General features: G+C 74.0%; 24 protein-coding genes and 1 riboswitch. Of the genes, 12 read left to right on the top strand and 12 right to left on the bottom strand.

Annotation, left to right across the window (positions count from 1 at the left end; genetic code table 11):
- Nucleotides 1–55: 55 nt before the first annotated feature.
- On the bottom strand, nt 56–394 hold the full coding sequence (locus HNP84_RS15575; RefSeq protein ID WP_185050424.1) for a histone-like nucleoid-structuring protein Lsr2: 339 nt from the start codon (nt 392–394) through the stop codon (nt 56–58).
- 261 nt (nt 395–655) lie between these two features.
- Between HNP84_RS15575 and HNP84_RS15570 the strand changes: the two genes are divergently transcribed.
- Nucleotides 656–1,276, top strand: coding sequence for a class I SAM-dependent methyltransferase (locus HNP84_RS15570; protein ID WP_221336313.1), 621 nt, complete (start codon nt 656–658; stop codon nt 1,274–1,276).
- 1 nt (nt 1,277) lies between these two features.
- On the opposite strand, the gene HNP84_RS15565 is transcribed toward HNP84_RS15570, so the two are convergent.
- The 3 genes from HNP84_RS15565 to HNP84_RS15555 all read right to left on the bottom strand — a co-directional run bounded on the left by HNP84_RS15565 (nt 1,278) and on the right by HNP84_RS15555 (nt 3,782).
- Nucleotides 1,278–1,802 (bottom strand): inorganic diphosphatase, encoded by a 525-nt coding sequence (locus HNP84_RS15565; protein ID WP_185050735.1) that lies wholly within the window; start codon nt 1,800–1,802, stop codon nt 1,278–1,280.
- A 139-nt stretch (nt 1,803–1,941) separates the two neighbouring features.
- Entirely contained in the window at nt 1,942–2,685 is a 744-nt protein-coding gene (locus tag HNP84_RS15560) for a cupin domain-containing protein (RefSeq protein WP_185050422.1), read from the bottom strand.
- A gap of 110 nt (nt 2,686–2,795) precedes the next feature.
- Complete coding sequence (locus HNP84_RS15555; RefSeq protein ID WP_185050421.1) at nt 2,796–3,782, bottom strand: LLM class F420-dependent oxidoreductase; 987 nt, start codon at nt 3,780–3,782, stop codon at nt 2,796–2,798.
- Between the two features lie 132 nt (nt 3,783–3,914).
- On the opposite strand from HNP84_RS15555, the gene HNP84_RS15550 reads away from it, so the two are divergent.
- From HNP84_RS15550 to HNP84_RS15545, 3 genes are all read left to right on the top strand, one after another.
- Nucleotides 3,915–5,342 carry a tetratricopeptide repeat protein gene (locus HNP84_RS15550; protein ID WP_185050420.1) on the top strand — a complete coding sequence of 476 codons (1,428 nt, stop codon included), beginning with the start codon at nt 3,915–3,917 and terminating at the stop codon, nt 5,340–5,342.
- A gap of 290 nt (nt 5,343–5,632) precedes the next feature.
- Nucleotides 5,633–5,935 (top strand): nucleotidyltransferase domain-containing protein, encoded by a 303-nt coding sequence (locus tag HNP84_RS56700; RefSeq protein ID WP_376771885.1) that lies wholly within the window; start codon nt 5,633–5,635, stop codon nt 5,933–5,935.
- Nucleotides 5,936–5,973: 38 nt separating this feature from the next.
- A complete protein-coding gene (locus tag HNP84_RS15545; protein ID WP_185050419.1) occupies nt 5,974–7,092 on the top strand; it encodes an LLM class flavin-dependent oxidoreductase in 1,119 nt (372 codons plus the stop codon).
- 6 nt (nt 7,093–7,098) lie between these two features.
- Here HNP84_RS15545 and HNP84_RS15540 read toward each other — a convergent pair whose 3' ends face one another.
- Nucleotides 7,099–8,358 (bottom strand): cation:proton antiporter, encoded by a 1,260-nt coding sequence (locus tag HNP84_RS15540; RefSeq protein ID WP_185050418.1) that lies wholly within the window; start codon nt 8,356–8,358, stop codon nt 7,099–7,101.
- A gap of 200 nt (nt 8,359–8,558) precedes the next feature.
- Between HNP84_RS15540 and asnB the strand changes: the two genes are divergently transcribed.
- Nucleotides 8,559–10,400 carry an asparagine synthase (glutamine-hydrolyzing) gene (gene asnB / locus HNP84_RS15535; protein ID WP_185050417.1) on the top strand — a complete coding sequence of 614 codons (1,842 nt, stop codon included), beginning with the start codon at nt 8,559–8,561 and terminating at the stop codon, nt 10,398–10,400.
- Nucleotides 10,401–10,423: 23 nt separating this feature from the next.
- On the opposite strand, the gene HNP84_RS15530 is transcribed toward asnB, so the two are convergent.
- Entirely contained in the window at nt 10,424–11,050 is a 627-nt protein-coding gene (locus tag HNP84_RS15530) for a TetR/AcrR family transcriptional regulator (RefSeq protein WP_185050416.1), read from the bottom strand.
- Nucleotides 11,005–12,435: an FAD/NAD(P)-binding protein gene (locus HNP84_RS15525; RefSeq protein WP_185050415.1), complete on the bottom strand. Its 1,431-nt coding sequence runs from the start codon at nt 12,433–12,435 to the stop codon at nt 11,005–11,007. The genes HNP84_RS15530 and HNP84_RS15525 overlap by 46 nt, the downstream gene beginning before the upstream one ends.
- Nucleotides 12,436–12,558: 123 nt before the next feature.
- On the opposite strand from HNP84_RS15525, the gene HNP84_RS15520 reads away from it, so the two are divergent.
- Nucleotides 12,559–13,419 (top strand): exodeoxyribonuclease III, encoded by an 861-nt coding sequence (locus HNP84_RS15520; RefSeq protein ID WP_185050734.1) that lies wholly within the window; start codon nt 12,559–12,561, stop codon nt 13,417–13,419.
- A 38-nt stretch (nt 13,420–13,457) separates the two neighbouring features.
- Here the strand turns inward: HNP84_RS15520 and HNP84_RS15515 are convergent, their stop codons facing one another.
- On the bottom strand, nt 13,458–15,359 hold the full coding sequence (locus HNP84_RS15515; RefSeq protein WP_185050414.1) for a GAF domain-containing SpoIIE family protein phosphatase: 1,902 nt from the start codon (nt 15,357–15,359) through the stop codon (nt 13,458–13,460).
- Nucleotides 15,360–15,546: 187 nt separating this feature from the next.
- Nucleotides 15,547–18,198 carry a GAF domain-containing SpoIIE family protein phosphatase gene (locus HNP84_RS15510; RefSeq protein WP_185050413.1) on the bottom strand — a complete coding sequence of 884 codons (2,652 nt, stop codon included), beginning with the start codon at nt 18,196–18,198 and terminating at the stop codon, nt 15,547–15,549.
- A gap of 363 nt (nt 18,199–18,561) precedes the next feature.
- On the opposite strand from HNP84_RS15510, the gene HNP84_RS15505 reads away from it, so the two are divergent.
- The 3 genes from HNP84_RS15505 (at nt 18,562) to HNP84_RS15495 (ending at nt 21,037) form a co-directional block, all read left to right on the top strand.
- Nucleotides 18,562–19,227 carry a DUF998 domain-containing protein gene (locus tag HNP84_RS15505; RefSeq protein ID WP_185050412.1) on the top strand — a complete coding sequence of 222 codons (666 nt, stop codon included), beginning with the start codon at nt 18,562–18,564 and terminating at the stop codon, nt 19,225–19,227.
- A gap of 42 nt (nt 19,228–19,269) precedes the next feature.
- Entirely contained in the window at nt 19,270–19,653 is a 384-nt protein-coding gene (locus tag HNP84_RS15500) for a YciI family protein (RefSeq protein ID WP_185050411.1), read from the top strand.
- A gap of 115 nt (nt 19,654–19,768) precedes the next feature.
- Complete coding sequence (locus HNP84_RS15495; RefSeq protein ID WP_185050410.1) at nt 19,769–21,037, top strand: RNA polymerase sigma factor; 1,269 nt, start codon at nt 19,769–19,771, stop codon at nt 21,035–21,037.
- A gap of 38 nt (nt 21,038–21,075) precedes the next feature.
- On the opposite strand, the gene HNP84_RS15490 is transcribed toward HNP84_RS15495, so the two are convergent.
- Nucleotides 21,076–21,399, bottom strand: coding sequence for a DMT family transporter (locus tag HNP84_RS15490; protein WP_185050409.1), 324 nt, complete (start codon nt 21,397–21,399; stop codon nt 21,076–21,078).
- A gap of 16 nt (nt 21,400–21,415) precedes the next feature.
- A riboswitch (guanidine-III (ykkC-III) riboswitch) is annotated at nt 21,416–21,482 on the bottom strand.
- A gap of 97 nt (nt 21,483–21,579) precedes the next feature.
- Between HNP84_RS15490 and HNP84_RS15485 the strand changes: the two genes are divergently transcribed.
- Both HNP84_RS15485 and HNP84_RS15480 read left to right on the top strand, forming a co-directional pair.
- Entirely contained in the window at nt 21,580–22,170 is a 591-nt protein-coding gene (locus HNP84_RS15485; RefSeq protein WP_185050408.1) for an ArsR/SmtB family transcription factor, read from the top strand.
- Complete coding sequence (locus HNP84_RS15480; protein WP_185050407.1) at nt 22,167–22,898, top strand: SRPBCC family protein; 732 nt, start codon at nt 22,167–22,169, stop codon at nt 22,896–22,898. The genes HNP84_RS15485 and HNP84_RS15480 overlap by 4 nt, the downstream gene beginning before the upstream one ends.
- 20 nt (nt 22,899–22,918) lie before the next feature.
- Here HNP84_RS15480 and HNP84_RS15475 read toward each other — a convergent pair whose 3' ends face one another.
- Nucleotides 22,919–23,230, bottom strand: coding sequence for a hypothetical protein (locus HNP84_RS15475; protein ID WP_185050406.1), 312 nt, complete (start codon nt 23,228–23,230; stop codon nt 22,919–22,921).
- 7 nt (nt 23,231–23,237) lie between these two features.
- A complete protein-coding gene (locus HNP84_RS15470) occupies nt 23,238–24,413 on the bottom strand; it encodes a zinc metalloprotease (protein ID WP_221336312.1) in 1,176 nt (391 codons plus the stop codon).
- A gap of 159 nt (nt 24,414–24,572) precedes the next feature.
- Between HNP84_RS15470 and HNP84_RS55005 the strand changes: the two genes are divergently transcribed.
- Nucleotides 24,573–24,698, top strand: coding sequence for a hypothetical protein (locus tag HNP84_RS55005; protein ID WP_281396137.1), 126 nt, complete (start codon nt 24,573–24,575; stop codon nt 24,696–24,698).
- Nucleotides 24,699–25,230: the final 532 nt, after the last annotated feature.

The following is a 25,230-nucleotide window of genomic DNA, read 5'->3' as shown; positions in this document are numbered from 1 at the left end:
GTAAGGCGTGCGCGAGGACAATCAAAACTTCAACCCGTGGGGACTTCCGATCTCTCTAGTGCGACGCCTCGTACTGTTCCACCACGGAAGAAGCGATCCGGCCGCGCTCGCTGACCGGAAGTCCCTGGGCCTTGGCCCAGCGGCGAATCTCCTTGGCCCGGTCACGGCTCATCGCGCCACCACCGGCGCCGCCGCGCCGCCCACGCCCCTGCCGCTCCCGCTTCACCGGGCGCGCCGCGTTGATGAAGGGCGCCAGCGCCTTGCGCAGCTTCTCCTCGTTCTCCTCCGACAGGTCAATCTCGTAGGCGACACCATCCAAGCCGAACTTCGTGCTGTAGGCCGCCTCACTGCCATCGATGTCGTCGATCAGGAGTTCCCTGACTTGCTTCGCCATTATCGAGGCACCTCCACGGGGTCGTTATAGACTGCGTGTACTATAGCACCACTGCGCTACGGTATTGCCTACCACCGCCTCCCCTTTACTTCCACCATTTCCCGGTAATCTGGCCGTAAATTCCACACTGTTCCCATATCACGGGTGCCACAGCATATTTGCACGGCATAACCGGGAACATCGCGCCTGGTGGAGGCAATAGGACGCCGCTTCTCCCCGCACGTCCGGCGGCTCCCGCGCTCACCGGCCATAATGGGCGCTGTGGAGCCGGACGACGACGAGAGCGGTTCGCGGGCCGAGCGCACCCGGCGGTTCTTCGCCGAGCGCGCGGCGGGGTGGGAGGAGAAGTTCCCCGACGACGGCCCGGCCTTCGCCGCGGCCGTGGCCGAGCTGGGGCTGAAGCCCGGTGACGTGGTGCTGGACGCCGGGTGCGGCACCGGGCGGGCGTTCCCGCCGCTGCGTGAAGCGGTCGGGCCCGGCGGACTCGTCATCGGCGCCGACCTCACCCCCGAGATGATCCGGGCCGCCCGCGAGCGGGGCCGGGCCGCGTACGGGCACCTGGTGATCGCCGACGTGGCCCGCCTGCCGCTGTCCGCCGCCGTGGCCGACGCCGTCTTCGCCGCCGGGCTGATCTCCCACGTGGCCGACCCCGCCGGGGTGCTGGCCGAGCTGGCGCGGGTCACCGTCGCGGGCGGGCGGCTCGCGCTGTTCCACCCGGTGGGCCGGGCGGCGCTGGCCGCACGGCAGGGCCGCGCCCTGACCCCGCAGGACGTACGCGCCGAGCCCAACCTGCGCCCGCTGCTGCGCGCCGCCGGATGGACCCTGACCCGCTACGACGACGGCGAGGAGCGCTACCTGGCGCTCGCCACCCGCTCCGCGTGAGCTACAGCACCACCCCGCCGGCGCCGATCAGCCACTGGTCGGCGACGCTCGCGCGGAAGCGCCGCACGGCCTCGTCCACGGCCTTCTCGGCCACCGACCGGTACTCCCAGCCGCGGGTGCTGGTGCTCTTCTCCGGTTCGAGGTCCTGGTAGACCTCGAAGAAGTGGCCGATCTCGGCGAGCACGTGCCAGTCGACGTCGAGGAGATCGCGGATCTCGGAGAAGCGTACGTCGTGGGCCGGCACGCACAGCACCTTCGCGTCGGGCCGGCGCTCGTCCTCCATCCAGAAGACCGCGACCGGACGGACCTCGATCACGCACCCCGGAAAGGTCGGCTCCTCGCCGAGGACCAGGGCGTCGAGCCGGTCGTCGTCCTCGGCCAGCGTGCCGGGCACGAAGCCGTAGTCGTAGGGGTAGACGGTCGCGGTGAACAGCAGCCGGTCGAGCCGGATGCGCCCCGCCCGGAAGTCCATCTCGTACTTGTTGCGCGAGCCTCCCGGCGTCTCCACGATCACGTCGAAGTGCATGTCGCCCCCCTCGCCGCTCACGGCGGCGCGGGTGATCGCGGCGCGGCCCCCGCCGCCGGGAGCGGCTGCCGGCCAGCCGGCGCGGCGGGCGCCGCTGACCTAACCCCCTGGCAGACCCCCTGGCAGCCTTTCCCTCATGCTATGCCACCCCGTCGGCGGCGCCGGGGGCGAGGACGACCGGATGGGCGACGTCGTGCGCCCGCAGGCGGCCGCACATGCCCCACCGCGGCTCGGGCGGGCTCTCCATCAGCGAGGCCCGCAGGAGATGCCCCTCGTCGCCGCGTTCCAGCGCGTCGAGCACCTGGGCGGTCTCGCGCGCCTGCCGGGCGACGCTCCCCTCCCAGATCTCCCGCCACGCCGCCACCTTCGGCCGCACCAGCGCGACCGCGTGCCGGTAGAACCGGCGCAGCGGCTCGGTGTCGCCCGCCCGCAGCGCGGCGGCGATCCGCAGGTACCCCTCGACGGCCAGTTCGCGCCGCCGCGCCACGGCCGCCTCGACCTCCTCCTCCGGGGCGCCGATGGGCAGGGCGGCGGCCTCCCGGTAACGCCCGGGATCGGCGACGACCTCCGGCGGGAAGGTCATCACCGCGTCCCCGGCCTCGGGCAGCCCGGCGTTCTGCATGATCACCAGCACCTCCAGCCCGCCGAGGTTGACGGCCCGGTGGATGGTGCCCGGCGTGAACCAGACGGTGGAGCCGGGAACCAGCGGGGTCTCCCGCACGCCGTGCGGCCCGGCGCTGTGCAGTTCCCCCCGTCCGCCGACGACCACGTACGCCTCGGTGGAGGCGGTGTGCAGATGCGGCGTGCCGCCCTCCAGCCCGTCGGGGCACATCCCGGTGTAGACCGACAACCGGCTGACGGACGTGCCTCCCGGAAACGTCATGCGGCCACCCTCGACGTGCTCACGGTGATTCCTCCCCCCGCTTCGGAAAGCGCATTCCGCACATTCGCACGCCCACCGCGGGCCCGTCAAGCGGCCGGTCCCGGCCGATCTCACGGGCGGAGCCCGGCCAGGACCGTCGCGAGGTCGTCGGCCCCGGAGAGCAGGCCGGGCGTGGGCGCCACGTAGATCAGCACGGAGGTCACGCCCGGCTGGGCGTACCGGGCGATCCTGTCGCGCAGCTCGGGCACCGGGCCGCTCAGCCACAGGTCGTCCACCAGGCCGTCCGGCAGCGCCTCGCCCGCCGCCCGCCGGTCGCCGGCGTCGAACAGCTCCCGCGACCGCGCCAGGACGCCGCCCCTGCCCAGCCGGTCGTGGAAGGCCCGGTAGGGCGGCTGGTTCAGGATCCAGCCGAGGAACGCCCGGCCGGCGCGGCGGGCGTACGCGACGTCCTCGGTGGGGCAGACGAAGACCTTGGCGACGATCTCCCTGCCCTCCGGCACGGGCCCGGCCTCGGCCAGGACCCGCGCCAGGTCGGCGGGGGTGAGCAGGTTGGTGACGAAGCCGTCGCCCTCGTCCAGGGCCAGGCGGACCATGCGCGGGCGCAGCGCGCCGAGCACCACCTTGACGCCGGTCGCGGGCATCTGGAAGCCGCGGACCGTGAACGTCTCGTACTCGGCGTCCACGGGCTCGCCGCGCAGCGCGGCGGTCAGGAAGCGCAGCGTGTCGCGCACGCGGGCCACCGGCCGGTCGAAGGCGACCCCGTTGAGCGCCGTGACGTGCGCGGGCACCGAGGTGCCGATGCCCAGCAGGACGCGGCCGGAGCCGGAGTTCCCGGCCAGGTCCGCGAGTGACGCGGCGGTCTGGGCGAGGACGCCCGGCCCCCGGGTGAGCACCGGGACCACGCCGGTGCCCAGCCCGAGCCGAGGCTGCCAGGCCGCGGCGGCGGCCAGCGGGGTGAAGGCGTCGATGCCGCCGCCCTCCCCCGTCCACACGTCGTCGTAGCCCATGCCGGGCAGCGCCTCGACGATCCGGCGGTGCTCCCGCAGGGCCAGGCCGGGCAGGGGCAGGTTCACCGCCCAGCGCACGTGCTCGCTCATCCTCGGGTCCTTTCCGGCCGGCCGGCGACGCTCACGGCGCCGACTCGCCGTGGCCAAATCGATGTATTTCCTACTTACTTATAGCTATATTGGCGCTCCCACCCCTGAGGCAGCCGGAAGGACGGGACGACGATGGCCGGCGACGAGCACGGACTCGCGGTCGGCGCCACCAGCGACGCGGCGCTGAAGCACTTCGACCAGGCGGTGGACGACCTGCTGAACTTCCGGCCGGAGGTCGCCGCCGAGTCCAGGTCGGTCCTCGCGGAGGACCCCGACTGGCCGATGGGCAACGTCCTGGCGGCCTACCTCGCCGTGCTGGCCACCGAACCCGACGACACCCGGCGGGAGCGGCGCCGCTTCGCCGCCTTCCGCACCCGGGTGGACGAGCGGGCGCTGCCGCCCCGCGAGCGCGCCCACGTGGCGGCCGCGCAGGTCCTGCTCAACGGCGACCTTCTGGGCGCGGGGCGGCTGCTCGCGCAGATCGTGGCGGAGCATCCCCGCGACGCGCTGGCGCTGGCGGCCGGCCACCAGATCGACTTCCTCACCGGCGACGCCCGCATGCTGCGCGACCGCATCGGCGGCGCCCTGTCGGCCTGGCACGAGGATGAGGACCGCCACTACGGCCACATCCTGGGGATGTACGCCTTCGGCCTGGAGGAGGCCGGCCACTACGACCGCTCGGAGGAGACCGGTCTGCGCGCGGTCGAGCTGAACCCGCGCGACGTGTGGGCGATCCACGCCGTCGCGCACACCTACGAGATGCAGGGCCGCTTCGGCGACGGCGTACGCCTGCTCGACGAGCGGCGGGACGACTGGGCCACCGGCACCTTCTTCAACGTGCACACCTGGTGGCACTACGCCCTGTACGCCCTGGAGGCCGGCGCCACCGGCCGCGCCCTGGAGATCTACGACGCGGTCCTGCACGGCCCGGACACCTCCGAGAGCGCCCTGGAACTGGTGGACGCCTCCGCGCTGCTGTGGCGGATGTACCTGGACGGCCACGACCAGACCGCGCGCTGGCGGGCGCTGGCGGACGCGTGGGCGGCCAAGACCGCCGAGCCGTTCTCCGCCTTCAACGACGCGCACGCGGTCATGGCCTACGTCGGCGCCGGGCGGATCGCCGACGCCGAGGCGCTGATCAGGAGCCGCGAGACGTACGCCGAGTGGGAGCGGCCCGCGGTGACCAACCACGCGATGACCGTCCGCGTGGGCCTGCCGGTGTGCCGCGCCCTGGTGGCGTACGGCCGGGGCGACCACGAGCGGGTCGTCGAGCTCCTGCACCCGATCAGGCATCGCGTGCACGAGTTCGGCGGCAGCCACGCCCAGCGCGACGCCGTGCAGAAGACGCTGCTGGAGTCGGCGCTGCGCGCCGGACGCCTGGACCTGGCCCGCCTGCTGATCAGCGAGCGGACCTCCGTGCGCCCCTCCAGCCCGTTCAACTGGCTCAAACACGCCGACCTGGCCCGCCGCCTCGGCGACGCCGGCCTGGCCGCCTCCTCCACCGCCCGCGCCACCGAACTCGTCCGCGAGGCCGCCCTCCCCTTCCCCCGCCCCCGCTGACGTCGCCGCCCGAGCCCCTGCCCGCGCCGCCCGCCCCAACGCGCCGGAGGGGGCGGGCCCGTGCCCGAACCTCGGCGGCGGGCACGAGGTCCACTGCCCCCCCGCCGACCTGCCGCGCCCGCCCGCGGCTCGGCCCGGACGCACCGCGCCCCTCGTGAAGGCACGCTCGTGAAGGCACGGACCCGCCGGTCCGCGAGGAGTACCCTCAGATCTTCGGCGGGCCCGGCAGGCGTCTTTCGTGAGGATCATGTGAGGAGGGCGGGCGCTGGGAGCCGGCGCGGGTCGCCGAGGTGGCGCGGCCGTTCTCGGTGGTGCCCTGTCCGTGCTGGGTCGCGGGCGGGTACGCCGCCGAGCTCGCCGCCGGGCGGGCCTTTCGCGGCCATGACGACATCGACGTCCTGGTGCCGCGCCGGGATCAGCACCACGTGCAGCGCGCCCTGCGCGGGTGGGAGTGGCGGGCGGCCGATCCACCGGGGAGCCCGCGCCCGTGGCGCCCCGGCGAGCGTCCGCCCGCGGGGGTGCACGACATCTGGTGCCGTCCGGGCCCGGCGAGCTGCGGCGCACGGTATTCCCAACTCAACCTACCGGGATAGACTTTAATCGCTCATCGCGACGAAAGGACCCCGGCGGCATGGCGCTGCGCGTTCACTGGTATCTGCCCACCAACGGCGACAACCGCGACATCGTCGGCTCCGGAGACGGGTCGGAGCACACGCTGGCCGCCGTCGCGTCCGGGTTCCGGCGGCCGGACATCGACTATCTCGGGCAGATCGCCCGTTCCGCCGAGCAGCTCGGCTACGAGGCCGTGCTGACGCCCACCGGCCTGTGGTGCGAGGACGCCTGGATCACCACGGCCGCGCTCACGCAGGTCACCAAGCGGCTGAAGTTCCTGGTGGCCTTCCGGCCGGGCCTGCTGTCGCCCACGCTCGCCGCGCACCAGGCCGCGACGTTCCAGCGCGTGTCGGGCGGCAGGCTCCTGCTCAACGTCGTGACCGGCGGCGACTCGGCCGAGCAACGGCGGTTCGGCGACCACCTGGACCACGACCGGCGCTACTCCCGCACCGAGGAGTTCCTGGCGGTGCTGCGCGGCGTCACCGACCTCGCCCGGGGCGAGAGGTTCGAGTTCAAGGGCGAGCACTTCCACATCGAGGACGCGGCCGTGGACACCGCCCCGTGGGGACGTCCGGAGATCTTCTTCGGCGGCGCCAGCCCGGCGGCGGAGCGGGTCGCGGCCCGGCAGGCGGACACCTACCTCGCCTGGGGCGAGCCGCCCGAGCAGATCGCCGCGCGCCTGGGCCGGATGCGCGAGCTGGCCGAGGCCGAGGGACGCCGGCTGAGCTTCGGCATCCGGCTGCACGTCATCAGCAGGGACACCTCCGGGCAGGCGTGGGCCGAGGCGGAGCGGCTGCTGTCGCGGATCTCCCCCGACCGCATCGCCGCCGTCCAGGCGACGTTCGCGAGCAGCGAGTCGGTCGGCCAGCGGCGGATGGCGGCGCTGCACGGCGGCGACCGTACCAAGCTGGAGATCTCGCCGAACCTGTGGGCGGGCTACGGCCTGGTGCGGGGCGGCGCGGGCACCGCGCTGGTGGGCAGCCACGAGGAGGTCGCCGACCGCATCCAGGAGTACCACGAGCTGGGCCTGGACCACTTCATCCTCTCCGGCCAGCCGCACCTGGAGGAGGCGTACTGGTTCGCCGAGGGCGCCGCGGCCGTGCTGCGGTCGCGCGGGCTGCTCGCCCCCGTCCGGTAGGCGGGGTCAGGACGGGGACGCGGGCGGGCCGGAGATGCCGCGCAGGCGGTCCAGCCGGGACATGACCGGAGTGGCGGTGACGCCGTGCAGCACGACGGACACCAGTACGGTGAACGCCACCACCGCCCACAGCTCCCGCGCGGGCACACCGAAGTCGGCCATGCCGAGCGCGAAGGCGAGGTAGTACAGCGAGCCGATGCCGCGGATGCCGAAGAACGCCGCCACCGCCCGCTCCCTGGGCTCCGCCCGGCCGCGGAGCAGGGCGAGCCGGCCGGTGAGCGGCCGGATGACCAGCAGGAGCAGCAGCCCGGCCAGGGCGCCGCGCCAGGTCAGCGCGGCCAGGCCGCCCGCGGCGACGTACCCGCCGAGCAGCAGGAGCAGCCAGGCGGTCAGCAGCCGTTCGACCTGCTCGATGAAGCCGTGCAGCACGCCGTTGTAGCCGTGGGTGCGCTCGGCGTTCCTGATGGCGCAGGCGGTGATGAACACGGCGATGAACCCGTACCCCTGGACGAGCTCGGCCGCCCCGTACGCCAGGAAGGTCGCGGCCAGCGCGACGAAGCCGTCCTGGTGCTCGGCCAGGCGCAGGGGCCAGGTCCTGGCGCGGAAGAACATCCGGCCGAGCAGCGCGCCGACCAGCACCCCGGCCAGGACTCCGGCGACGATCCGGTAGCCGACGTCCACCAGCGCCCACCCTCCGATCCACGCGGTCCCGCCGGCGGCGGCCAGCGCGATGGCCGCGTAGACGACCGGGAACGCCAGGCCGTCGTTCAGGCCGGCCTCGGAGGTGAGGCAGAAGCGCACCTCGTCGTCGGCGTCCACGGCGTCCACGGGCTCGCCCACCTGGACGTCGGAGGCGAGCACGGGGTCGGTCGGCGCGAGGACCGCGCCCAGCAGCAGCGCGGCGGCGAGCGGCCATCCCAGCAGCGTCACCGCCACCGCGGCCACGGCCACGACGGTCAGCGGCATCGTGACGCCCAGCAGCCGCCAGGTGGACGACCACCGGTGCAGGCCGGGCGGCCGGTTGATCGCCAGGCCCGCGCCCATCAGCGACACGACCACGCACACCTCGGTGACGTGTTCCAGCAGCGCGCGCTGCGCGACGGGGTCGGGCTCGGGCAGCGGCAGCGGCAGCAGGTACAGCGCCATCCCGCCCAGCAGGCACGCCAGCGGCAGCGAGAACGGCCGCCGGTGCACCAGGCCCGGCACCACCGCCGCCAGCAGCGCCCCCGCCCCGGCGACCGCGAAGATCAGGTCAGAGGAGCCCATCGCGGCCCCCTGCCCCAAGGCCGGGCGGGATCACCGCCCGGCGCCGATCACGAGGTGCCGGCGGGTGGGGCCCGCGTCCGCCCGGTGGCCGTGCCCGGTCATTCCCAGGTCACGACCTCTAGGAGATTTGTCACAATACGCCGCTTTTGCCCAGTTCGGGGCAGCTATCGGAAAGGAAGTGACTTTCGGGGGGTAGCGGCATGTGCGGGATCTGCGGCTGGGTGGACTTCGAGCGGGACCTGCGGGACGCCGGGGACATCGTGCGGGCCATGGTCGAGACGATGGCCTGCCGGGGGCCCGACGACGAGGGGCTGTGGCTGGCGCCGCACGCCGCCATCGGCCACCGCAGGCTCGCGATCATCGACATCGCGGGCGGGCGGCAGCCGATGACGGCCGAGCAGGACGGGCGCCCGGCGGCGGTGCTCACCTACAGCGGGGAGGTGTACAACTTCCGCGAGGTGCGCCGGGAGCTGGCCGCGCGCGGGCACGCGTTCCGCACGCGCAGCGACACCGAGGTGGTGCTGCGGGCGTACCTGGAGTGGGGCGAGGACCTGGCCGCGCACCTGAACGGCATGTACGCCTTCGCGATCTGGGACACCTCCCGCGAGGACCTGCTCCTCGTCCGCGACCGCATGGGGATCAAGCCGCTGTACTACTACCCCACGCCGCACGGCGTGCTGTTCGGCTCCGAGCCCAAGGCGATCCTGGCCAACCCGCTCGCCGAGCGCGTGCTCGACGCCGACGGGCTGCGCGAGCTGCTGGCGTTCGTCAAGACGCCGGAGCACGGGGTGTTCCGCGGCATGTACGAGGTGCGCCCCGGCCAGGTCGTCCGGGTGAGCCCCGAGGGCATGCGCAAGCGGCGCTACTGGCGGCTGGAGGCGCACGAGCACCCCGACGACGTGGCGTCCACGGTCAAGACCGTGCGCGGCCTGCTGGAGGACATCACCGCCCGCCAGCTCGTCAGCGACGTGCCGCTGTGCACGCTGCTGTCAGGGGGCCTGGACTCCAGCACGATCACCGCCCTGGCCGCCAGGGAGCTGAAGGACCAGGGCCGCGGCCCGGTCCGCTCCTTCGCCGTGGACTTCACCGGCTACACCGAGAACTTCACCCCCGACCTCGACCGCGCCACGCCCGACGCGCCGTACGTGCACGACCTGGCCCGCCACGTGGAGGCCGAGCACACCGACATCGTGCTCGACTCCGCGGACCTGCTGGACAGGTCGGTGCGGGCCGCGGTGCTGCGGGCCCGCGACCTGCCGATCGGCGTCGGCGACATGGACACCTCGCTGTACCTGCTGTTCCGGGCGGTCCGCGCGCACTCCACCGTGGCGCTGTCCGGCGAGTCGGCCGACGAGGTGTTCGGCGGCTACCGCTGGTTCCACGACCCCGACGCGGTGGCCGCGCGCACGTTCCCCTGGCTGAGCGCCGGGACCCCGCACACCACGGTGGAGCGGCTGTTCCGGGACGACGTGCTGCACATGCTGGACATCCCCGGCTACCGGGCCGGCAGCTACCGCCAGGCCATCGCCGAGGTGCCGGTGCTGGCCGGGGAGACCGGCCGGGAACGGCGGATGCGGGAGATCGGCTACCTGCACCTGACCCGGTTCGTGCAGATCCTGCTGGACCGCAAGGACCGGATGAGCATGGCCAACGGGCTGGAGGTCCGGGTGCCGTTCTGTGACCACCGGCTGGTGGAGTACGTCTTCAACACGCCCTGGGCGATGAAGACCTTCGACGGGCGGGAGAAGAGCCTGCTGCGGGCCGCCGCCGCGGACCTGCTGCCCGGCTCGGTCCTGCAGCGGGTCAAGAGCCCCTACCCCACCACGCGGGACCCGTCCTACGGCCTGGCCCTGCGCGAGGAGACGCGCGCGCGGATACGGGCCGAGGACCCGCCGTGCCCGCGGCTGATCGACCAGGACAAGGTGCTGGCGATGCTCGACCATCCCGGCGGCGGCACCGGCCAGGCCTGCCGCAGCGCGCTGGAGCGCCTGCTGCAGCTCGACTCATGGCTGCGGGAGTACCGGGTCCGGCTCGACATCTGAGGGCTGCGCCGCTCGCGCCGGGCTCATCCGGCGGCCGGGCCGGTCAGGGCGTCGCGGCCGAGCACCAGGGCCAGGACGGCGTGGGCGGCCTGGAGGGCGGCGGCTTCGACGGCCTGGCCGTCCTGGCCGAAGGAGCCGTCCAGGAGCATGCCCGCATAGCCTTGGGCGGTGGCGACGACCGCGGTGACCAGCCGCTGCGCGGCCTGCGCGTCGCCGCCGCACACCACGAGGGCGGGGTCGAGGAAGGCCGCGCCGATCCGGCCGCCCGCGTCGCGCAGCTCGGCGTGCCGCGACTTGTCCAGGCCCGAGGCGACCAGCACCTGATACAGCGAGCGGTGCTCGGCCGCGAAGCGCACGAAGGCGCGGGCGGCGGCGGCGAGCCTGTGCCGCGGCGGCAACGAGTCCGCCGCCTGCGCGCGCAGGACGCCGGACAACTCGTCCACCGCGCGCAGGGCCAGTCCGGCCAGCACCTCGTCACGGTCGGCGAAGTGCCGGTAGGGAGCGGCCACGGTCACGCCGAGCCGGCGGCTCACCTCGGCCAGGGAGAACCCGGCCATGCCCCGTTCGCCGATCAGCTCGATCGCCGTGTCGAGCACGGCCTCCTTCAGCTCTCCGTGGTGGTAACGCTCGCGCTTGGGACTCTTCGGCACCCGAACACAGTATCCGCACGCCCGGCCGCGGCCACCGAGTCGACCAGGCGCCGGGCCAGGCGGGCGGCCTGCGCCCGGATCTCCGGGATGGCGGTGGTCTCGTACAGGGTGCCGCGCAGCGTGGGCCCCAGGGTGAAGAGCCGGTCGTGGGGCCGTCCGGCGGCGTCGAGGAGGGCGCCGGACGCGGCCGTGGCCAGGCCGAGCCCCAGCGGGTCGGGCCTGGCCTCGCCCGCGGCGATCAGACCGGCCAGCAGGGGGTCGCGGTCGGCGGGCGAGCCCGGCCCGGTCCCGTTGACCACCCAGCCGACGTCGAGTTCGCGCGGCCCGTCGCCGGCGGCGACGCGGACGGTCAGCCCGGCGGGGCTCGCGTCCGCGCCGGTCACCCGGCCGCGCAGCAGCCGCAGCCGCCCCTGGGCGAGCAGGTCGTCCAGCCGGGCGGCCGTGGCGGGAGGCAGGCGGTGCCGGTGGACCTCCCAGTAGCGGGCCACCAGGGCCAGGAAGCGGCGCCGGTCCTCGCCGGACAGCCGGGCCCACAGTTCCGGGACGCGCGGGCGCAGGCCGTCCACCACGCCGTGCCAGTCGCCGCCGTTGTGTACGACGGCGGCGCGGACGGCGCGCAGCAGGCCGGCCAGCCGCAGCGGCCCCTCGGGCAGGGGCACCGCGACGGGCGGCGGCGCGTCGCAGGGGTGCGGGCGGGGCAGCAGGCCGTGCCGGGACACGGCGTACACGACGGTGCCGGGGTGCGCCCGGGTGACGCTGATCGCCACGTCCACCATGGTCAGGCCGGTGCCGATGACGAGCACGGGCGACCCGTCGTCGATGCCGATCAGCGCCCCCGGCTCCCAGGGGGCGGGGACATAGCGGTATCCGGCCGCGCCGGCCAGCTCCGGCCGCGCCGCCGGGGCGGGATTGCCGGTGGCCAGCACCACGGCGTCGGCGTCGAACCCGCCCCCGCCCGCGAGCCGGACCCGCCAGCCCCCGCCGGGGGCGCGGGCGAGGGCGCGTACGGTGCCGGTCATCCGCGCCACCCGCCCGCCGGGCGCCGCCCGGCGCTCGGCCTCGGCCAGCACGTGGCACAGGTAGCGCCCGTACGCCGCGCGCGGCAGGAACGCCGAGCCGTCCGCGCCCAGCCCCTGCCCGGCGGCCCAGCGCAGCAGGTGCCCCGGGTCGCCGTCGATCGCGCTCATCTTCTCGGCGCAGGCGTTGAGCAGGTGATGGGGATCGGTCGTCGAGTACGCCTGCCCCATGCCGTGGCGGCCGTACCGGTCGATCATCGTCACACTCAGTGGCACGCCGCGCGCGTGCGCGTACGACAGCAGGTGGACGGCGCTCAGAGTCCCGCTGGCGCCCCCGCCCACGAGCGCGACGGTCGGTGGATTCCGCACGCCCTCACAATACCCACAATCTCTATAGGTTATCCAGGCAATCTGTGTCGTGGACGCCGCGGACGCCGCGGGCGAGCGTTGAGGGAGCGCGGCGTGATCGGCGGATACTGTGGCAGGGTGCGGATGGCGACCTGGAACGTGAACTCCGTCAAACAGCGGGTGCCGCGGCTGCTGCCGTGGCTGGACCAGCGGCGGCCCGACGTGGTGTGCCTCCAGGAGACCAAGCTGGCCGACGACGCGTTCACCGAGCTGCTCGGCGGGGAGCTGGCCCGCCGCGGGTACGAAGCCGCCCTGCACGGCGAGCCGCGGTGGAACGGGGTGGCGATCCTGTCGCGGGTCGGCCTGGAGGACGTGGAGACCGGGCTCGCCGGAGCGCCCGGGTTCCCGCTGCCCGAGGCCCGCGCGGTGGCGGCGACGTGCGGGGGCGTGCGGGTGCACTCGGTGTACGTGCCGAACGGGCGGGTGCCCGGCTCGGAGCACTACCACTACAAGCTGGCCTGGCTGGCCGCGCTGCGCGACGTGGTCGCGGCCGGGCCGCCGGACGTGGTCGTGTGCGGCGACATGAACATCGCCCCGTCCGACGCCGACGTCTTCGACCCCGCCGCCTACGCCGGCCAGACCCACGTCACGCCGCCCGAGCGCGCGGCGCTGGCCGAGCTGCAGGCGCTCGGGCTGCGCGACGTCGTACGCGACCGCTGGCCGGACGCGCGGGTGTTCACCTACTGGGACTACCGCGCCGGCATGTTCCACCGCGACCTCGGCATGCGCATCGATCTGGTCCTGGCCGCCGCGCCGGTGGCCGGGCGGGTGCGGGCCGCGTGGGTGGACAGGCACGCGCGCAAGGGCACCGGCCCGAGCGACCACGCGCCCGTGATCGTCGATCTGGACGAGGCGCCCGACGGCGACATCGGGCCGGTCGTGCCGCCCCCGTCTGCCCCCGTCACCCGTCCGGGCGCGGCCCGGCTGCCCCAGTCACCGCCGTGACCCGCCGCCGTCCCGGCCGGGCGCGGCCCGGCTCCCGGTCACCGCAGTGACCCGCCGCCGTCGTCCCGGCCGACGCGCAGGAACAGGGTGGCGATGTCGTCCTTCAGCCGGCCGCCCTGGTAGTCCAGCGCGGCGCGGGCGACGATGTCGGCCAGTTCGCGAACCGGCCTGCGGGCGGCGTGTCCCAGCAGGGCCGGCAGCATGGTCTCGCCGAACATCGGGCCGTGCCGGCGGGCCTCGGTGAGACCGTCGGTGAACAGCACCAGGGTGTCGCCGGGCCCCATGGTGAAGCGGGTGGGGCGCGGGGACAGCTCCTCGAGCACCCCGATCAGCATGCCGGGCTCCCCCACCTCACTCACCGCGCCGTCCGCGTCCACGCACAGGGGCAGCGGGTGGCCGCACACCACCAGATCGACCTGCGCCTTGTCCGGTTCGGGGAGCAGGGTGAGGTAGACCAGGGTGCAGAAGCGGTCGGTGCCGTGGGCCAGCACGGCCCGGTTGAGCAGCTCGGCGACGTGGGCCGGGTCGGGGTCGGTCATCGCCGCGGCCCTGGCCGTGTGGCGCATCAGCGCGGTGACCGTGGCGGCCTCGGCGTCCTTGCCGCACACGTCGCCCAGGATGACGCACCAGCGGCCGTCCCGCGCCTGGAACAGGTCGTAGAAGTCGCCCCCGACCTGGGAGTCGTCGTCGGCGGGGTCGTAGCGGGCGGCCAGCTCGACGCCGGGGATGTCCGGCAGGTGGGGCGGCAGCAGGCTGCGCTGGAGGGTCCGGGCGATCTCGCGCTGCTTGTCAAGCGCGGCGGCCTTCTCGATGCAGGCCGAGGCCAGCTCGGCGAGCTGGGTGAGGATCGCCTCGTCGTCGATGGTGAACTCGCCCTCGTACTTGTCGGAGACCTGGATCAGGCCCAGGTTGTGCCCGTCGGAGGCGATCAGCGGCACCGCCAGCCAGCCCCGCATCGGGGGGTGGCTGTTCGCGTACGGCCCGAAGCCGCGCCAGGCGGGGTGCGCTTCGAGTTCGTCCTGCCGCATCCGCATCGGCTTGTTGTACCGGCACACCTCGGTGTAGATGCCCTCGCCGGTCGGGCGGGCGTCGAAGTCGCGCCAGGCGGCGTACTTGTCCGACAGCGAGTTGGCCGAGATCAACTGGGCCCAGTTCTGGCCGGAGGTCAGGCTCGACGTGGACTGGTGCGCGCCGATCAGGTCGCGGGCCTTCTCCGTGACCGTGCTCAGCGCCTCCTTCAGCGAGGTCGCCGAGTTGATCTCGATGCTGGCCTGGGCCAGGGCCTGGAGCTGCTGCGAGCGGCGCCGGGTGGCCTCGGCCTGCTCGTTCAGCCGCGCCGACTCCGAGAAGTCCAGGTGCAGTTGGATCTCCGACATCGCCGTGGTGGCCAGTTCGCCCAGCGTGCGCAGGTGCTCCACGCTCCACTTGCGCGGCCGGGTGTCCACGGCGCACAGGGCGCCCACCACCCGCCCTTGCAGGATCAACGGGACGCCGATGAAGGCGCGCATCCGGGTGGGGACGACGACGGGGTTGTTCGCGAGGGCCGGGTGGTGCCGGAGGTCGCCGATCACGAGGGGCCGCTCCCGCGCGACCACCACGGGCGCGAACCCCCACTCCAGGGGCATGACCCGCTCTGACGCCCTGGGGTGGTGCAGCCCCATGTACGTGGCCAGCCTCTGCCGCTCGGCCTCGACGCACGCGATCTGCACGGTCGGGACGTCCAGGAGGCGGGCGGCCAGCCGCGCCGAGCGGTCGAACGTCTCCCTGGCCAGCGAGCCGACCGTGCCGAGCCGTTCGAGAACCCGCAGCCGCTCGGGAGTGGCGAGCGCCCCGGCCAGGTGCGCCGCGCCGCCCGCGCGGTGCCCGCCCGGTGCCGTCGCGTAGGACGTCGGCCGCTCCCGGGCCTGGCCGTGGCCGGGACGATCACGCGGTTCTCCCACGGCGTCCTACCTCCTCCCTGGGCCCCCGCGGTCACACGGCCGGCGACGCGTCCGATCGTGACGGAGGGCGGCAACCGGTCGTGCCGGGCCGCCCGCGCTGTCCGAGGTATCCAAGATATGGGCGTTTTGGTGGGATATACAGCTAATTGTACTGTTTGTTCGGCAAGGTGGGGATGACCGGCACCCGTCAGCCCTCGCCCGCGCGTACGCGCACGGCCAGCAGAGCCACGTCGTCACCGTGCCGGGGCGGGAGTCTGGCCAGCAGCCGGTCGCAGAGCGGGTCCACCGGCAGCCGCGCCAGGGCCGAGGCGTGGCGGCGCAGGCGGGTCATGCCCTCGCCCAGCGGAGTGGCGCGCGACTCGACCAGACCGTCGGTGTACAGCAGCAGGGTGCACAGGTCCGGCAGCGTCTCCTCCGCGTCGGGCCGGCTCGCGGGACCGTGGTCCAGGCCGAGCAGCACCCCCTGGCCCCCGTTCAGGAAGCGCGCCCGCCCGTCCGCGGTCACCAGCAGCGGCGGCGGATGCCCGGCGCTGGTCCAGCGCAGCAGGCGGCGCCCCTCGTCGCGCCGCTCGATGCGGGCCAGCACCAGGGTGGCCAGGTCGATGTCGCTGACATGGGTCAGCACGGAGTCCAGCCGGGCCATGATCGCGCTGGGCGGGCCGCCGCCGTCCCAGGCGAGGGTCCGCAACGCGCTGCGCAGGTTCGCCATCTGGGCGGCGGCGTGCACGTCATGCCCGATCACGTCGCCCACGGCCACCATCGGCACGCCGTCGGCCAGCACCATGGCGTCGTACCAGTCCCCGCCCACCTGGCTGCCCTCCGGCGCGGGCACGTAACGCGCCGCCAGCTCGACGCCCTCCAGCGCCGGCAACGGCGTCAGCAGATGGCGCTGCATGCCCTCGGCCACGTCCCGCTGCGTGCAGTACAGCCGGGCGCTCTCCACCACCAGCGCGGCCCGGCGCGCGATGTCCTGCACCACCTCCACGTCGTCGGCGCCGTACGACCCGGCGACGGGATCGGCGCGGGCGACCGTGAGCGTGCCGACCACCCGGCGGCGGCTCCGCAACGGGGTCACGATCACCGAGCGGGCGCCCATCGCCTCGAACAGCTCGTGCTGGCGCCGCTGAAGGTCCGAGCCGGGCGGAGAGGCGATCTCCGCGGGGCCCATGAGGGTGGTCACGCCCTGCCGCAGCGCCCGCACCAGCGGGTCCGGGCCCGCCGGCGGGATCGGCGGCATGGTCCCCTCCGCCCCCGGCGGCACCCGCTCCGGCCCGTCCCGGTGCACGACCGCGATCCGCTCCACGGTGTCCTCGCCGGTGCGCAGGTTCACCACCGCCCAGTCGCCGAGCTGCGGCACCACCAGGCGCGCCAGCCGCTTCAGCGCCTCCCGCATGTCCAGCGTCGCGGTCAGCACGCCGGACACCTGCGCCAGCAAAGACAACCGATCCGACAGCCGCCGCAACGCCGCGACCTGCCGCAGGCTGTCGGCGTGCCGCCGTGCGTTGTCCACCGCGAGCGCGGCGGCGCGCGCCAGCTCCCCCGCCAGGCTCACCACCCGCTCGGTGATGGGCTGCTCCGGCGTCCCCCTCAGGCTCACCACCCCGAACGTACGGCCCCGCGCGGTGAGCGGCATCACGACGTACCCCTCGTCACCCTGCACCACCATGGCGGTCCCGCTGCGCATCACCCGCGCCACCGGCTCGTCACCGGCCAGATCGGGCGCCGCGCACGCCAGCCGGCGCTCCCCGGCGTGCCGCACCGCCACCCGCATCAGGTTCGCGCCGCCGTCGTCCAGCACGTCGATCGCGCACATCGGCGCCACCCGCGGCACCGCCAGATCCGCGAGCCGCTGCAACGCGCCCAGATACGAGAGCGAGCCCGTGACCGCCAGGCTGGCGTCCAGCACGAACTTCAGATCCGCCTGGGCCTCCAGCTCCCGGCGCCGCGCGGCCTGCTCCCCGGCCAGCACCCGATGCCGCTCGATGGCCAGCGCCGCCACCTGCCCGACCATCGACACCACGTCCACCTCGATGTCGGCGGGCCGCCGCGTGTCCTGCCGGTAGAACGCGAAGGTGCCCAGGAGCTCGCCCTCGGCCATGATCGGCACCGACCAGCACGACCGGATCCCCGCGCGCACCGCCATCTCCCGCCAGCCCTCCCAGCTCGGATCGGTGGTGATGTCCGGCGTCACGGTCAGCGTCCGGGTGCTGGCCGTGGTGCCGCAGGTCCCCCCGTGCGGGCCGGCCGGCACCTCGGCCACCGCCCGGTGCAGGAAGTCGGGCAGGCTCGGCCCCGCCACGGGCCGCAGCCGGCGGCCCTCCGCGTCGAACAGCATGACCATGGTCCGCGTGCCCGGCAGCAGATCCTCCACCAGCCGCGCCATGCCGTCCAGCACCAGCGGCAGCGGCGCCTGCACCGCGATCTGCTCCAGCAGCCGGTGCCGCCCCTCCGCGAGCTGCTCGGCGTACAGGTCCCAGGTCACGTCCGTGGCCGTCACGATCACCCCGCGCACCCGCCCGTCGGCGTCCCGGCTCGGGTCGTACCGCACGTCGAACACCCGCTCCCGCACCCCGCCACCGGCGACCGGCTGCACCTTCACCGGCAGGCCCGGCAGGGCGCGCGGCTCGCCCCGCCGGAAGACCTCGTCGAGCGGCTCCAGGAACCGCTCATCCTGCCGGCCGGGCAACAGCTCCCGCACCGGCGTCCCGTACCGGAACGCGCGGGCCCCGAACCACTCCACGCACGGCTCGTTCGCGCACGTCACCACATGATCCGGCCCCTCCAGGACCGCGACCAGGACGGTCCCGCCCCGCCCGTCCCCGCCATGTCCACCGCTCATGTCACGCACAGTCACCCACCCACTCCCCCCGCGGCAGGCTGACCGCTCCTTTACCCCCGTCCCCTGCCCAGCTCAGCCCGCATCACGCCCGGCGGGCCGCAACCGACCGGCCCCGGCCGGTCACCGGCCGGAGCCGCTGACGCCCCCTGCCGCTCCTGACCGGGACGACCGCCAGGATCAGGCCGGGCGCCGCCTTCTACGCGACCGTGGCCGCAGTGCGTGACGGGCTGTGGGGGGCGGCCGGGAGGGCGGGGTAAAAAATCTTGAAAAAAGTTCTGGGTGGGTGTCGAAGCGGGGGTGTGCCGTTCGCAGCGTAGGCAGAGGGCCGGAGGAGCCGGCCCCGGGAACGCGAGGACGATGACCATGAGCCAGACGCTCAGCCACCCGGCCACCCGTACGATCTCCGCCACGCGCGCCCTGCTGGGGCTCGGCGTCGCCGCCGGGCCGGTGTACGTGACGGTGGCGCTGGCACAGGCGCTCACGCGGGAGGGGTTCGACCTGGTCCGGCACCCCTGGAGCTTCCTGGCCAACGGCGACCTGGGGTGGATCCAGACCGCCAACTTCGCCGTCACCGCCCTGGCCACGATCGCCTGCGCCGTGGGGCTGCGGCGGGCCCTGAGCCCCGGGCGCGGGGCGCGGTGGGCGCCGCGGCTGGTGGGGGCGTTCGGGGCTAGCATGATCGGTGCGGCGGTCTTCCCCGCCGACCCGGCGATGGGCTTCCCCGCCGGCACGCCGGAGGGACCGGGTGTGGTGACGACGTCCGGCATGCTGCACATGGCGGTCGGCGGGGTCGGGTTCCTGTGCATGGTGGCCGCCTGCTTCGCCGTGGCCGCTCGCTTCGCGGCCGAGGGGCGCGGGGGCTGGGCCGTCTACTCGCGCGTCACCGGCGTGCTGTTCCTGGGCGCCTTCCTCGGCATCGCCACCGGCGGCGGCGTCGCCTGGGCCAACCTGGCGTTCGTCGCCGGGATCGTCGCGATCTGGACCTGGCTGTCGCTGGTGTCGCGCGACCTCGCCCGCACCGCCGCCTGAACCCCTTCCCCGTCACGTACCGGAACCGAGAGGATGAACGCCATGCGCTACATGATCACGCTGCGAGTCAACGCCCAGCCCGACGGCCCGCCGCCGGCCGAGCTGATGGAGGCCATCGCCAAGCTGGGCCAGGAGGCCACCGAGTCCGGCGTCCTGCTGGACACCAACGGCCTGGCCCCCAGCGCCGAGGGGGCCAGGGTGGAGCTGGCCGGAGGCCGGCTGACCGTCACCGACGGGCCCTTCGCCGAGGCCAAGGAGCTGATCAGCTACGCGTTGTACCAGGTCAGGAGCAAGGAGGAGGCGGTCGAGTGGGCCTCCCGCTTCCTGCGGCTGCACCGCGACATGTGGCCCGGGTGGGAGGGCGAGGCCGACGTGCTGCGCCTGTTCGGGCCGGAGGACTTCGCCCCGCCCGGCCCGCCCGCCTGATCTCGCCGACGCCCGCCTGCTCTCCCTGATGCCGGGACCGCCCCGGCCGCCGCCCGCCACGGGCCGCGGCCGGGGCGTCTCGCGTGGGGGCGCGGAGGTGCTTGAATCAGGACCCATGACGGCAGCGGATGCCCATCGGGCGGTGGAGGCGGTCTGGCGGATCGAGTCCGCGCGGGTGATCGCGGGGCTGGCGCGCATGGTGCACGACGTCGGGCTGGCGGAGGAGCTGGCGCAGGACGCGCTGGTCCAGGCGCTGGAGCAGTGGCCGCGCACCGGCGTACCGGACAATCCGGGCGCCTGGCTGACGCTCGCCGCCAAGCACCGCGCCATCGACCTGTTCCGCCGCCGCGACGTCTACGAGCGCAAGCTCCAGGAGATCGGCCGCGACGCCGAGGTACGGCAGGAGTCGGCGGAGGCCGAGCTGGACGACGCCCTGGACGACCACATCGGCGACGACCTGCTGCGGCTGATCTTCACCGCCTGCCACCCGGTGCTGCCCCCCGAGGGCCGGCTGGCCCTCACCCTCCGCCTGCTCGGCGGCCTCACCACCCAGGAGATCGCGCGGGCGTTCCTGGTGCCCGAGCCGACCGTGGCCCAGCGCATCGTCCGGGCCAAGCGCACCCTCGCCGAGAAGAAGATCGCGATCGAGCTGCCGCCGCCCGCCGAGCTGCCGACCCGGCTCGCCTCCCTCCTGGAGGTCATCTACCTGATCTTCAACGAGGGCTACGCGGCCACCGCCGGGGAGGACTGGATCCGGCCGTCGCTGTGCGAGGAGGCCATGCGCCTGGGCCGCGTCCTGGCCGGGCTTATGCCCGGGGAGCCCGAGGTGCACGGCCTGCTCGCGCTGATGGAGATCCAGGCGTCCCGCATCCCGGCCAGGACCGCCCCGGACGGCAGCCCGATCCTCCTGCTGGACCAGGACCGCGCCCGCTGGGACCGCCTGCTCGTACGCCGCGGCCTGGCGGCCCTGGCCCGCGCCGAGTCCCTGGGCAGCCTCGGGCCGTACGGGCTGCAGGCCGCCATCGCCGCCTGCCACGCCCGCGCGCTCACCCCGCAGGACACCGACTGGGAACGGATCGCCGCCCTGTACCGGCTGCTCGCCCACGTCGCGCCGTCCCCGGTCGTGGAGCTGAACCGAGCGGTGGCGGTCGGCATGGCGTACGGGCCCGCCAAGGGACTGGAGATCGCCGACGCCCTGATGCAGGAGCGCACCCTGCGCGGCTACGCGCACCTGCCCGCCGTACGGGCGGACCTGCTGGCGAAGCTGGGCCGCGCCGAGGAGGCGGCGGGCGAGTTCGAGCGAGCGGCCGGGCTGACCCGCAACGCCCGCGAGCGCACCCTGTTCCTCGACCGCGCCGCCGCGCTGCTGCGCCCGCCGGCGTAGCGGGCCGCCGACTCGGTATGGCCCGGCCGGGTGCGCGGTCAGTGGCCGGCGCCCGCCAGGTTGAGGCCGGCGACGCCGCACACGATGAGGGCGATGGAGGCGATCTTGAGCGGGCTCGCGTTCTCGCCCAGGACGATCATGCCGAGCACGGCGGTGCCGACCGCGCCGATGCCGGTCCAGGCGGCGTACGCGACGCCGACGTCCAGGCGCTTGAGGGCGAGCGCGAGCAGGCCGAAGCTGAGGGCGGCGAAGACGGCGAAGCCGACGGTCGCCAGGGGCTTGGTGAACCCCTCGCTGAGCTTGAGCGAGTAGGCCATGGCGACTTCGAACAGGCCCGCGGCGACGATCATGATCCAGGCCACGACGACTCCTTTTCATCGGGCGTCGTCTTTGCAGGCCGGGTACGGCGCGTCTCGTCCGGGCGGCCCCGGGAGCAGGGCTCGCACTGACCCATAACGGCCATGTCAGCGGGGGTGTTCCCGGCCCTTTCCGGCAAATGCTTCTTTCTTGACAAGAAAATTGTTCGGTTGTAGGGTGCGGCCATGCAGGACGTCGCCGTGATCGAGGACCCGGCCGCCGCCGAGGTCTCGCTGGACCCCATCCGGGCCCGGCTGCTGGCCGAGCTGAGCGCGGAGCCCAGCTCGGCGACCATGCTGGCCGCCAAGGTCGGGCTGCCCCGCCAGAAGGTCAACTACCACCTCAAGACGCTGGAGGCGCACGGGCTCGTCGAGATGGTCGAGGAGCGGCGCAAGGGCAACGTCAACGAGCGGATCATGCGCGCCACCGCTGCCTCGTACGTGATCTCCCCGGCGGCGCTGGCGTCGGTCCAGCCCGACCCGGCCCGCTCCCCCGACCAGCTCTCGGCGAGCTGGCTGCTGGCCGTCGCGGCCCGCATGGTCCGCGAGGTCGGCGCCCTCATCACCGGCGCCGCCCGCGCGCGCAAGCGCGTGGCGACCTTCGCGATCGACGGCGAGGTGCGCTTCGCCTCGGCCGCCGACCGGGCCGCGTTCGCCCAGGAGCTCGCGGGGGCCGTCGCGGCCCTGGTGTCGAAGTACCACGACCAGTCCGCCGAGCAGGGCCGCGACCACCGGATCGTCGTCGCCGTCCACCCGAGCATGAAGGAAGCCCGATGACCCATCCGTTCGAGCTGCGCCAGGAGATCGAGCTCATCGCCACCCCGGAGCAGGTGTGGCAGGCCATCGCGACCGGGCCGGGCATGGACTCCTGGTTCATGGGCCGCAGCGAGCTCGGCGCCGCCGAGGGCGGACCGGCGAACCTGACCATGCTCGGCCACACCGACGAGGCCACGATCACGGCGTACGAGCCCGGCGAGCGAATCGCCACCCGCACCCCGGAGTCCGAGGACGGCCGGTTCCTGGCGATCGAATACCTCATCGAGGGACGCGGCGGCGGCACGACCGTGCTGCGGCTGGTGCAGCACGGCATGCTCGGCGACGACTGGGAGACCGAGTTCGAGGCGATGAAGGCCGGCTGGCCCATCTACCTGGAGACCCTCAAGCAGTACCTTCTGCACTTCGCCGGGCGCACCCCGTCGGTCACCACGGCCTTCCGGCCCGGCGCGGGCGGCCCCGACACCATCTGGAAGATCGTCACCGGGTCGCTGGGCGTCACGCCCGAGGTCACCGAGGGCGACGCGGTCCGGCTCCCCGACGGCTCGGCCGGTGTGGTCTACTACGCGAACCTGCCGGTGAGCCTGGGCGTGCGCACCGGCGAGGGCCTGTACCGGTTCATCCACTCCGGCGCCGACCGCGGCGACGTCCTCATCCTGGGCCACCAGAACTTCGCGGGCCGCGACGAGCAGACCGCCTGGGACGCCTGGATCGCCGAGCACTTCGGCTGACCCGCTCGCGCGCCGCGCCGTCACCTGGCGAGCGTGAGCACGCCGCCGGCGCAGGAGAGCACGGTCAGCTCGAACGGCCGGCCGGGCTCCTCGTCCAGGACGACCCGGATACGGCCGCCGCCCAGGTCCCGCCAGCGTCCGGTCACCTGCCGGGGGCGGTCGTCCGGGCCGGGGCGGAGGCCCACGTACGTGCCGTCGGCCCGGAACTCCATTCCCCGCCGCATGCGCCGCGAAGGGCGGAACGGATGGCCGGGATGCCGGTAGACCGAGGTGGTGCCGGTGTCCTCCTCGTAGGAGTGGAGCCAGGCGCCGAGGGGCGGTCCGGCGCTCATCCGCCCCTCATCCGCCCTGCCCGCGGGTGACGATGCCGAGCGCGGAGCGGATGTCGGAGAGGATCTCCGTGGTCAGGCGCTCGGTGTCCTGCAGCAGCCGCGCCACCTCGCCGTTCTGGGGCGGCGGCCCGCCCTGGGCGGGCACGGCCGCGACGGGTGTGGACGCGGGCGCGGGTTCGGCCCCGGGGACGGGTCCGGCCCCAGGGACGGTCGTCGTGGCGGGCGACGGGGCGGCCTGCGGGCGGGCCATCTGGGCGACCAGGAAGGAGGCGCGCGTCCCCTCCAGGCAGGCGTTCATGCGCGTGGCCTGCCCCCGGGTGAACATGTACATGGCCGCGTCGTCGGTGTAGTCCATGTAGTTCATGAACATGTCCCCGTTGGGGCCGTTGTCGCAGGTGATGCGGGGGAAGGTCGGGCTGCCGAGGTTCTCCCGCGCCTGGTTCGGGGTGTCGGCGACCTTGTCGTCGCTGGTGCAGGCCCCGTCGTCGTCGCCCCAGATGTGGTAGAGGTCCAGCCAGTGGCCGATCTCGTGGGTCGCCGTACGCCCGCCGTCGAAGGGCGGCGTGGCCGTGCCGACGGTGCCGAAGGCCGAGTGAAGGATCACGACGCCGTCGGTGTGCGGCGGGCCGCCGGGGAACTGCGCGTAGCCGAGCAGGCCGCCCCCGAGCTGGCACACCCACACGTTGAGGTACTGGTCGGCGGGCCACGGGTCGGCGCCGCCGGTGGCGCCCGACTTGACCGCGTCGTCCCAGGTGAACTCGCGCCTGCTGGTCTCGGTCCTGACGATGCCGCTGGTCGGGGCACCGGCGGGATCGACGTCGGCGAGCCGGAACTCGATCATGGTGTCGGCCACCAGGTGCCGCCACACCGGCGGGACCTTCACCACGTCCGGGTTGGCCGCGCGGAAGTCGCGGTTGAGGACCTCGATCTGGCTGCGGATCTGCTCGTCGCCGATGTTCTGCACCGGGGCGGCGGGGTTGTGCACCACGTGCACGACGACCGGCAGCACCGCGACCTGCGTACGGGCGGAGACGCGGCGTCCGCGCTCGTACTGCAGCGCCCGGTTCTCGATCGCGGCGCGCCGGGCCCGGTAGGTCATGCTCTCGTTGAGCAGACGGCGGTGCACCAGCATCGTGCCGCACAGATCACGGCTGGGCGGGACGGAAACGTCGTACTCGGTCATGACTGCTCCTCACACGGCCGAGCCCTCCTCCTACCCGCACCCCCCAAGGAACCAGGCCCCGAAAACGCAAACATGCCATCAAATGGCGATAAGTCACCTTTCCCAGAATTTTGTGGAGCCGGAGCTACACTCGGTCTGGGGAAAAGAAGGGGGAGCGTCATGGGAAATGTCGTTGACTATATCCCGGTCGAGTCGCTGGACCGCTGGAACCAGCACCTGACCCAGGCCGAACTCGACCGGCTTGAGGAACTGCTGTCCGCGATGGCGGACGACGAGGAGCGATAGCCCGCAACGGACCTCACCTCGGTCAGGCGGGTGCACCTCGGCCAAGCGGGCGTACGCCTCCACCAGGCGGATACGCCTCGGCCAAGCGGGGCGTGCGCTCGCTCAAGCGAGCGTGGTGAATGGGGCGACCACGCGCGGCGCGGGACCATCCGGCCACCCATCGCCGGCGCCCCTCCAGCCGCTCTTGCCCGCCTGCCCCACCCATGCCGTCGCGCCTCGCTCCACGCGCATCGTGGAAGGCTTGCACATGGGACTGTGCGGGCTGGCGCGCCTGCACGTGCGCCCCAAGGCCCCACCCATCGAACGCGCGAGCTTGGGCGCGACTCGCGCCCTGACCCGGCCCCCGACGGCCCCGCCGAAGCGGGAAGAGGCCAGGGGTTACCTGCGGGGAAGGCGGGCCAGATGGTGTGGTGCTCCGGGCGCAGCGCCTCGTGCGCCGGGCACCATGCCCCTGGGCCGCCTCTCCACAAGCCCCACAAGGGCCGCCTCCGAACACCTCCCGCCTGCTCCGCAGCCCAAAGACCCACAAAGT

Origin of the sequence: Thermocatellispora tengchongensis (assembly GCF_014202315.1) — a bacterium.
Lineage (GTDB): Bacteria > Actinomycetota > Actinomycetes > Streptosporangiales > Streptosporangiaceae > Thermocatellispora > Thermocatellispora tengchongensis.
The sequence above is the reverse complement of the archived record's forward strand: the minus strand, read 5'-3'. Positions and strand labels throughout refer to the sequence as shown.

Coding starts and splice junctions, on each gene's coding strand:
- HNP84_RS15575 (WP_185050424.1), bottom strand. CDS start 394: ATGGCGAAGCAAGTCAGGGAACTCCTGATCGACGACATCGATGGCAGT.
- HNP84_RS15565 (WP_185050735.1), bottom strand. CDS start 1,802: ATGCACTTCGACGTGATCGTGGAGACGCCGGGAGGCTCGCGCAACAAG.
- HNP84_RS15560 (WP_185050422.1), bottom strand. CDS start 2,685: ATGACGTTTCCGGGAGGCACGTCCGTCAGCCGGTTGTCGGTCTACACC.
- HNP84_RS15555 (WP_185050421.1), bottom strand. CDS start 3,782: ATGAGCGAGCACGTGCGCTGGGCGGTGAACCTGCCCCTGCCCGGCCTG.
- HNP84_RS15550 (WP_185050420.1), top strand. CDS start 3,915: ATGGCCGGCGACGAGCACGGACTCGCGGTCGGCGCCACCAGCGACGCG.
- HNP84_RS15545 (WP_185050419.1), top strand. CDS start 5,974: ATGGCGCTGCGCGTTCACTGGTATCTGCCCACCAACGGCGACAACCGC.
- HNP84_RS15540 (WP_185050418.1), bottom strand. CDS start 8,358: ATGGGCTCCTCTGACCTGATCTTCGCGGTCGCCGGGGCGGGGGCGCTG.
- asnB (WP_185050417.1), top strand. CDS start 8,559: ATGTGCGGGATCTGCGGCTGGGTGGACTTCGAGCGGGACCTGCGGGAC.
- HNP84_RS15520 (WP_185050734.1), top strand. CDS start 12,559: ATGGCGACCTGGAACGTGAACTCCGTCAAACAGCGGGTGCCGCGGCTG.
- HNP84_RS15510 (WP_185050413.1), bottom strand. CDS start 18,198: ATGAGCGGTGGACATGGCGGGGACGGGCGGGGCGGGACCGTCCTGGTC.
- HNP84_RS15505 (WP_185050412.1), top strand. CDS start 18,562: ATGAGCCAGACGCTCAGCCACCCGGCCACCCGTACGATCTCCGCCACG.
- HNP84_RS15500 (WP_185050411.1), top strand. CDS start 19,270: ATGCGCTACATGATCACGCTGCGAGTCAACGCCCAGCCCGACGGCCCG.
- HNP84_RS15495 (WP_185050410.1), top strand. CDS start 19,769: ATGACGGCAGCGGATGCCCATCGGGCGGTGGAGGCGGTCTGGCGGATC.
- HNP84_RS15485 (WP_185050408.1), top strand. CDS start 21,580: ATGCAGGACGTCGCCGTGATCGAGGACCCGGCCGCCGCCGAGGTCTCG.
- HNP84_RS15480 (WP_185050407.1), top strand. CDS start 22,167: ATGACCCATCCGTTCGAGCTGCGCCAGGAGATCGAGCTCATCGCCACC.
- HNP84_RS15475 (WP_185050406.1), bottom strand. CDS start 23,230: ATGAGCGCCGGACCGCCCCTCGGCGCCTGGCTCCACTCCTACGAGGAG.
- HNP84_RS15470 (WP_221336312.1), bottom strand. CDS start 24,413: ATGACCGAGTACGACGTTTCCGTCCCGCCCAGCCGTGATCTGTGCGGC.
- HNP84_RS55005 (WP_281396137.1), top strand. CDS start 24,573: ATGGGAAATGTCGTTGACTATATCCCGGTCGAGTCGCTGGACCGCTGG.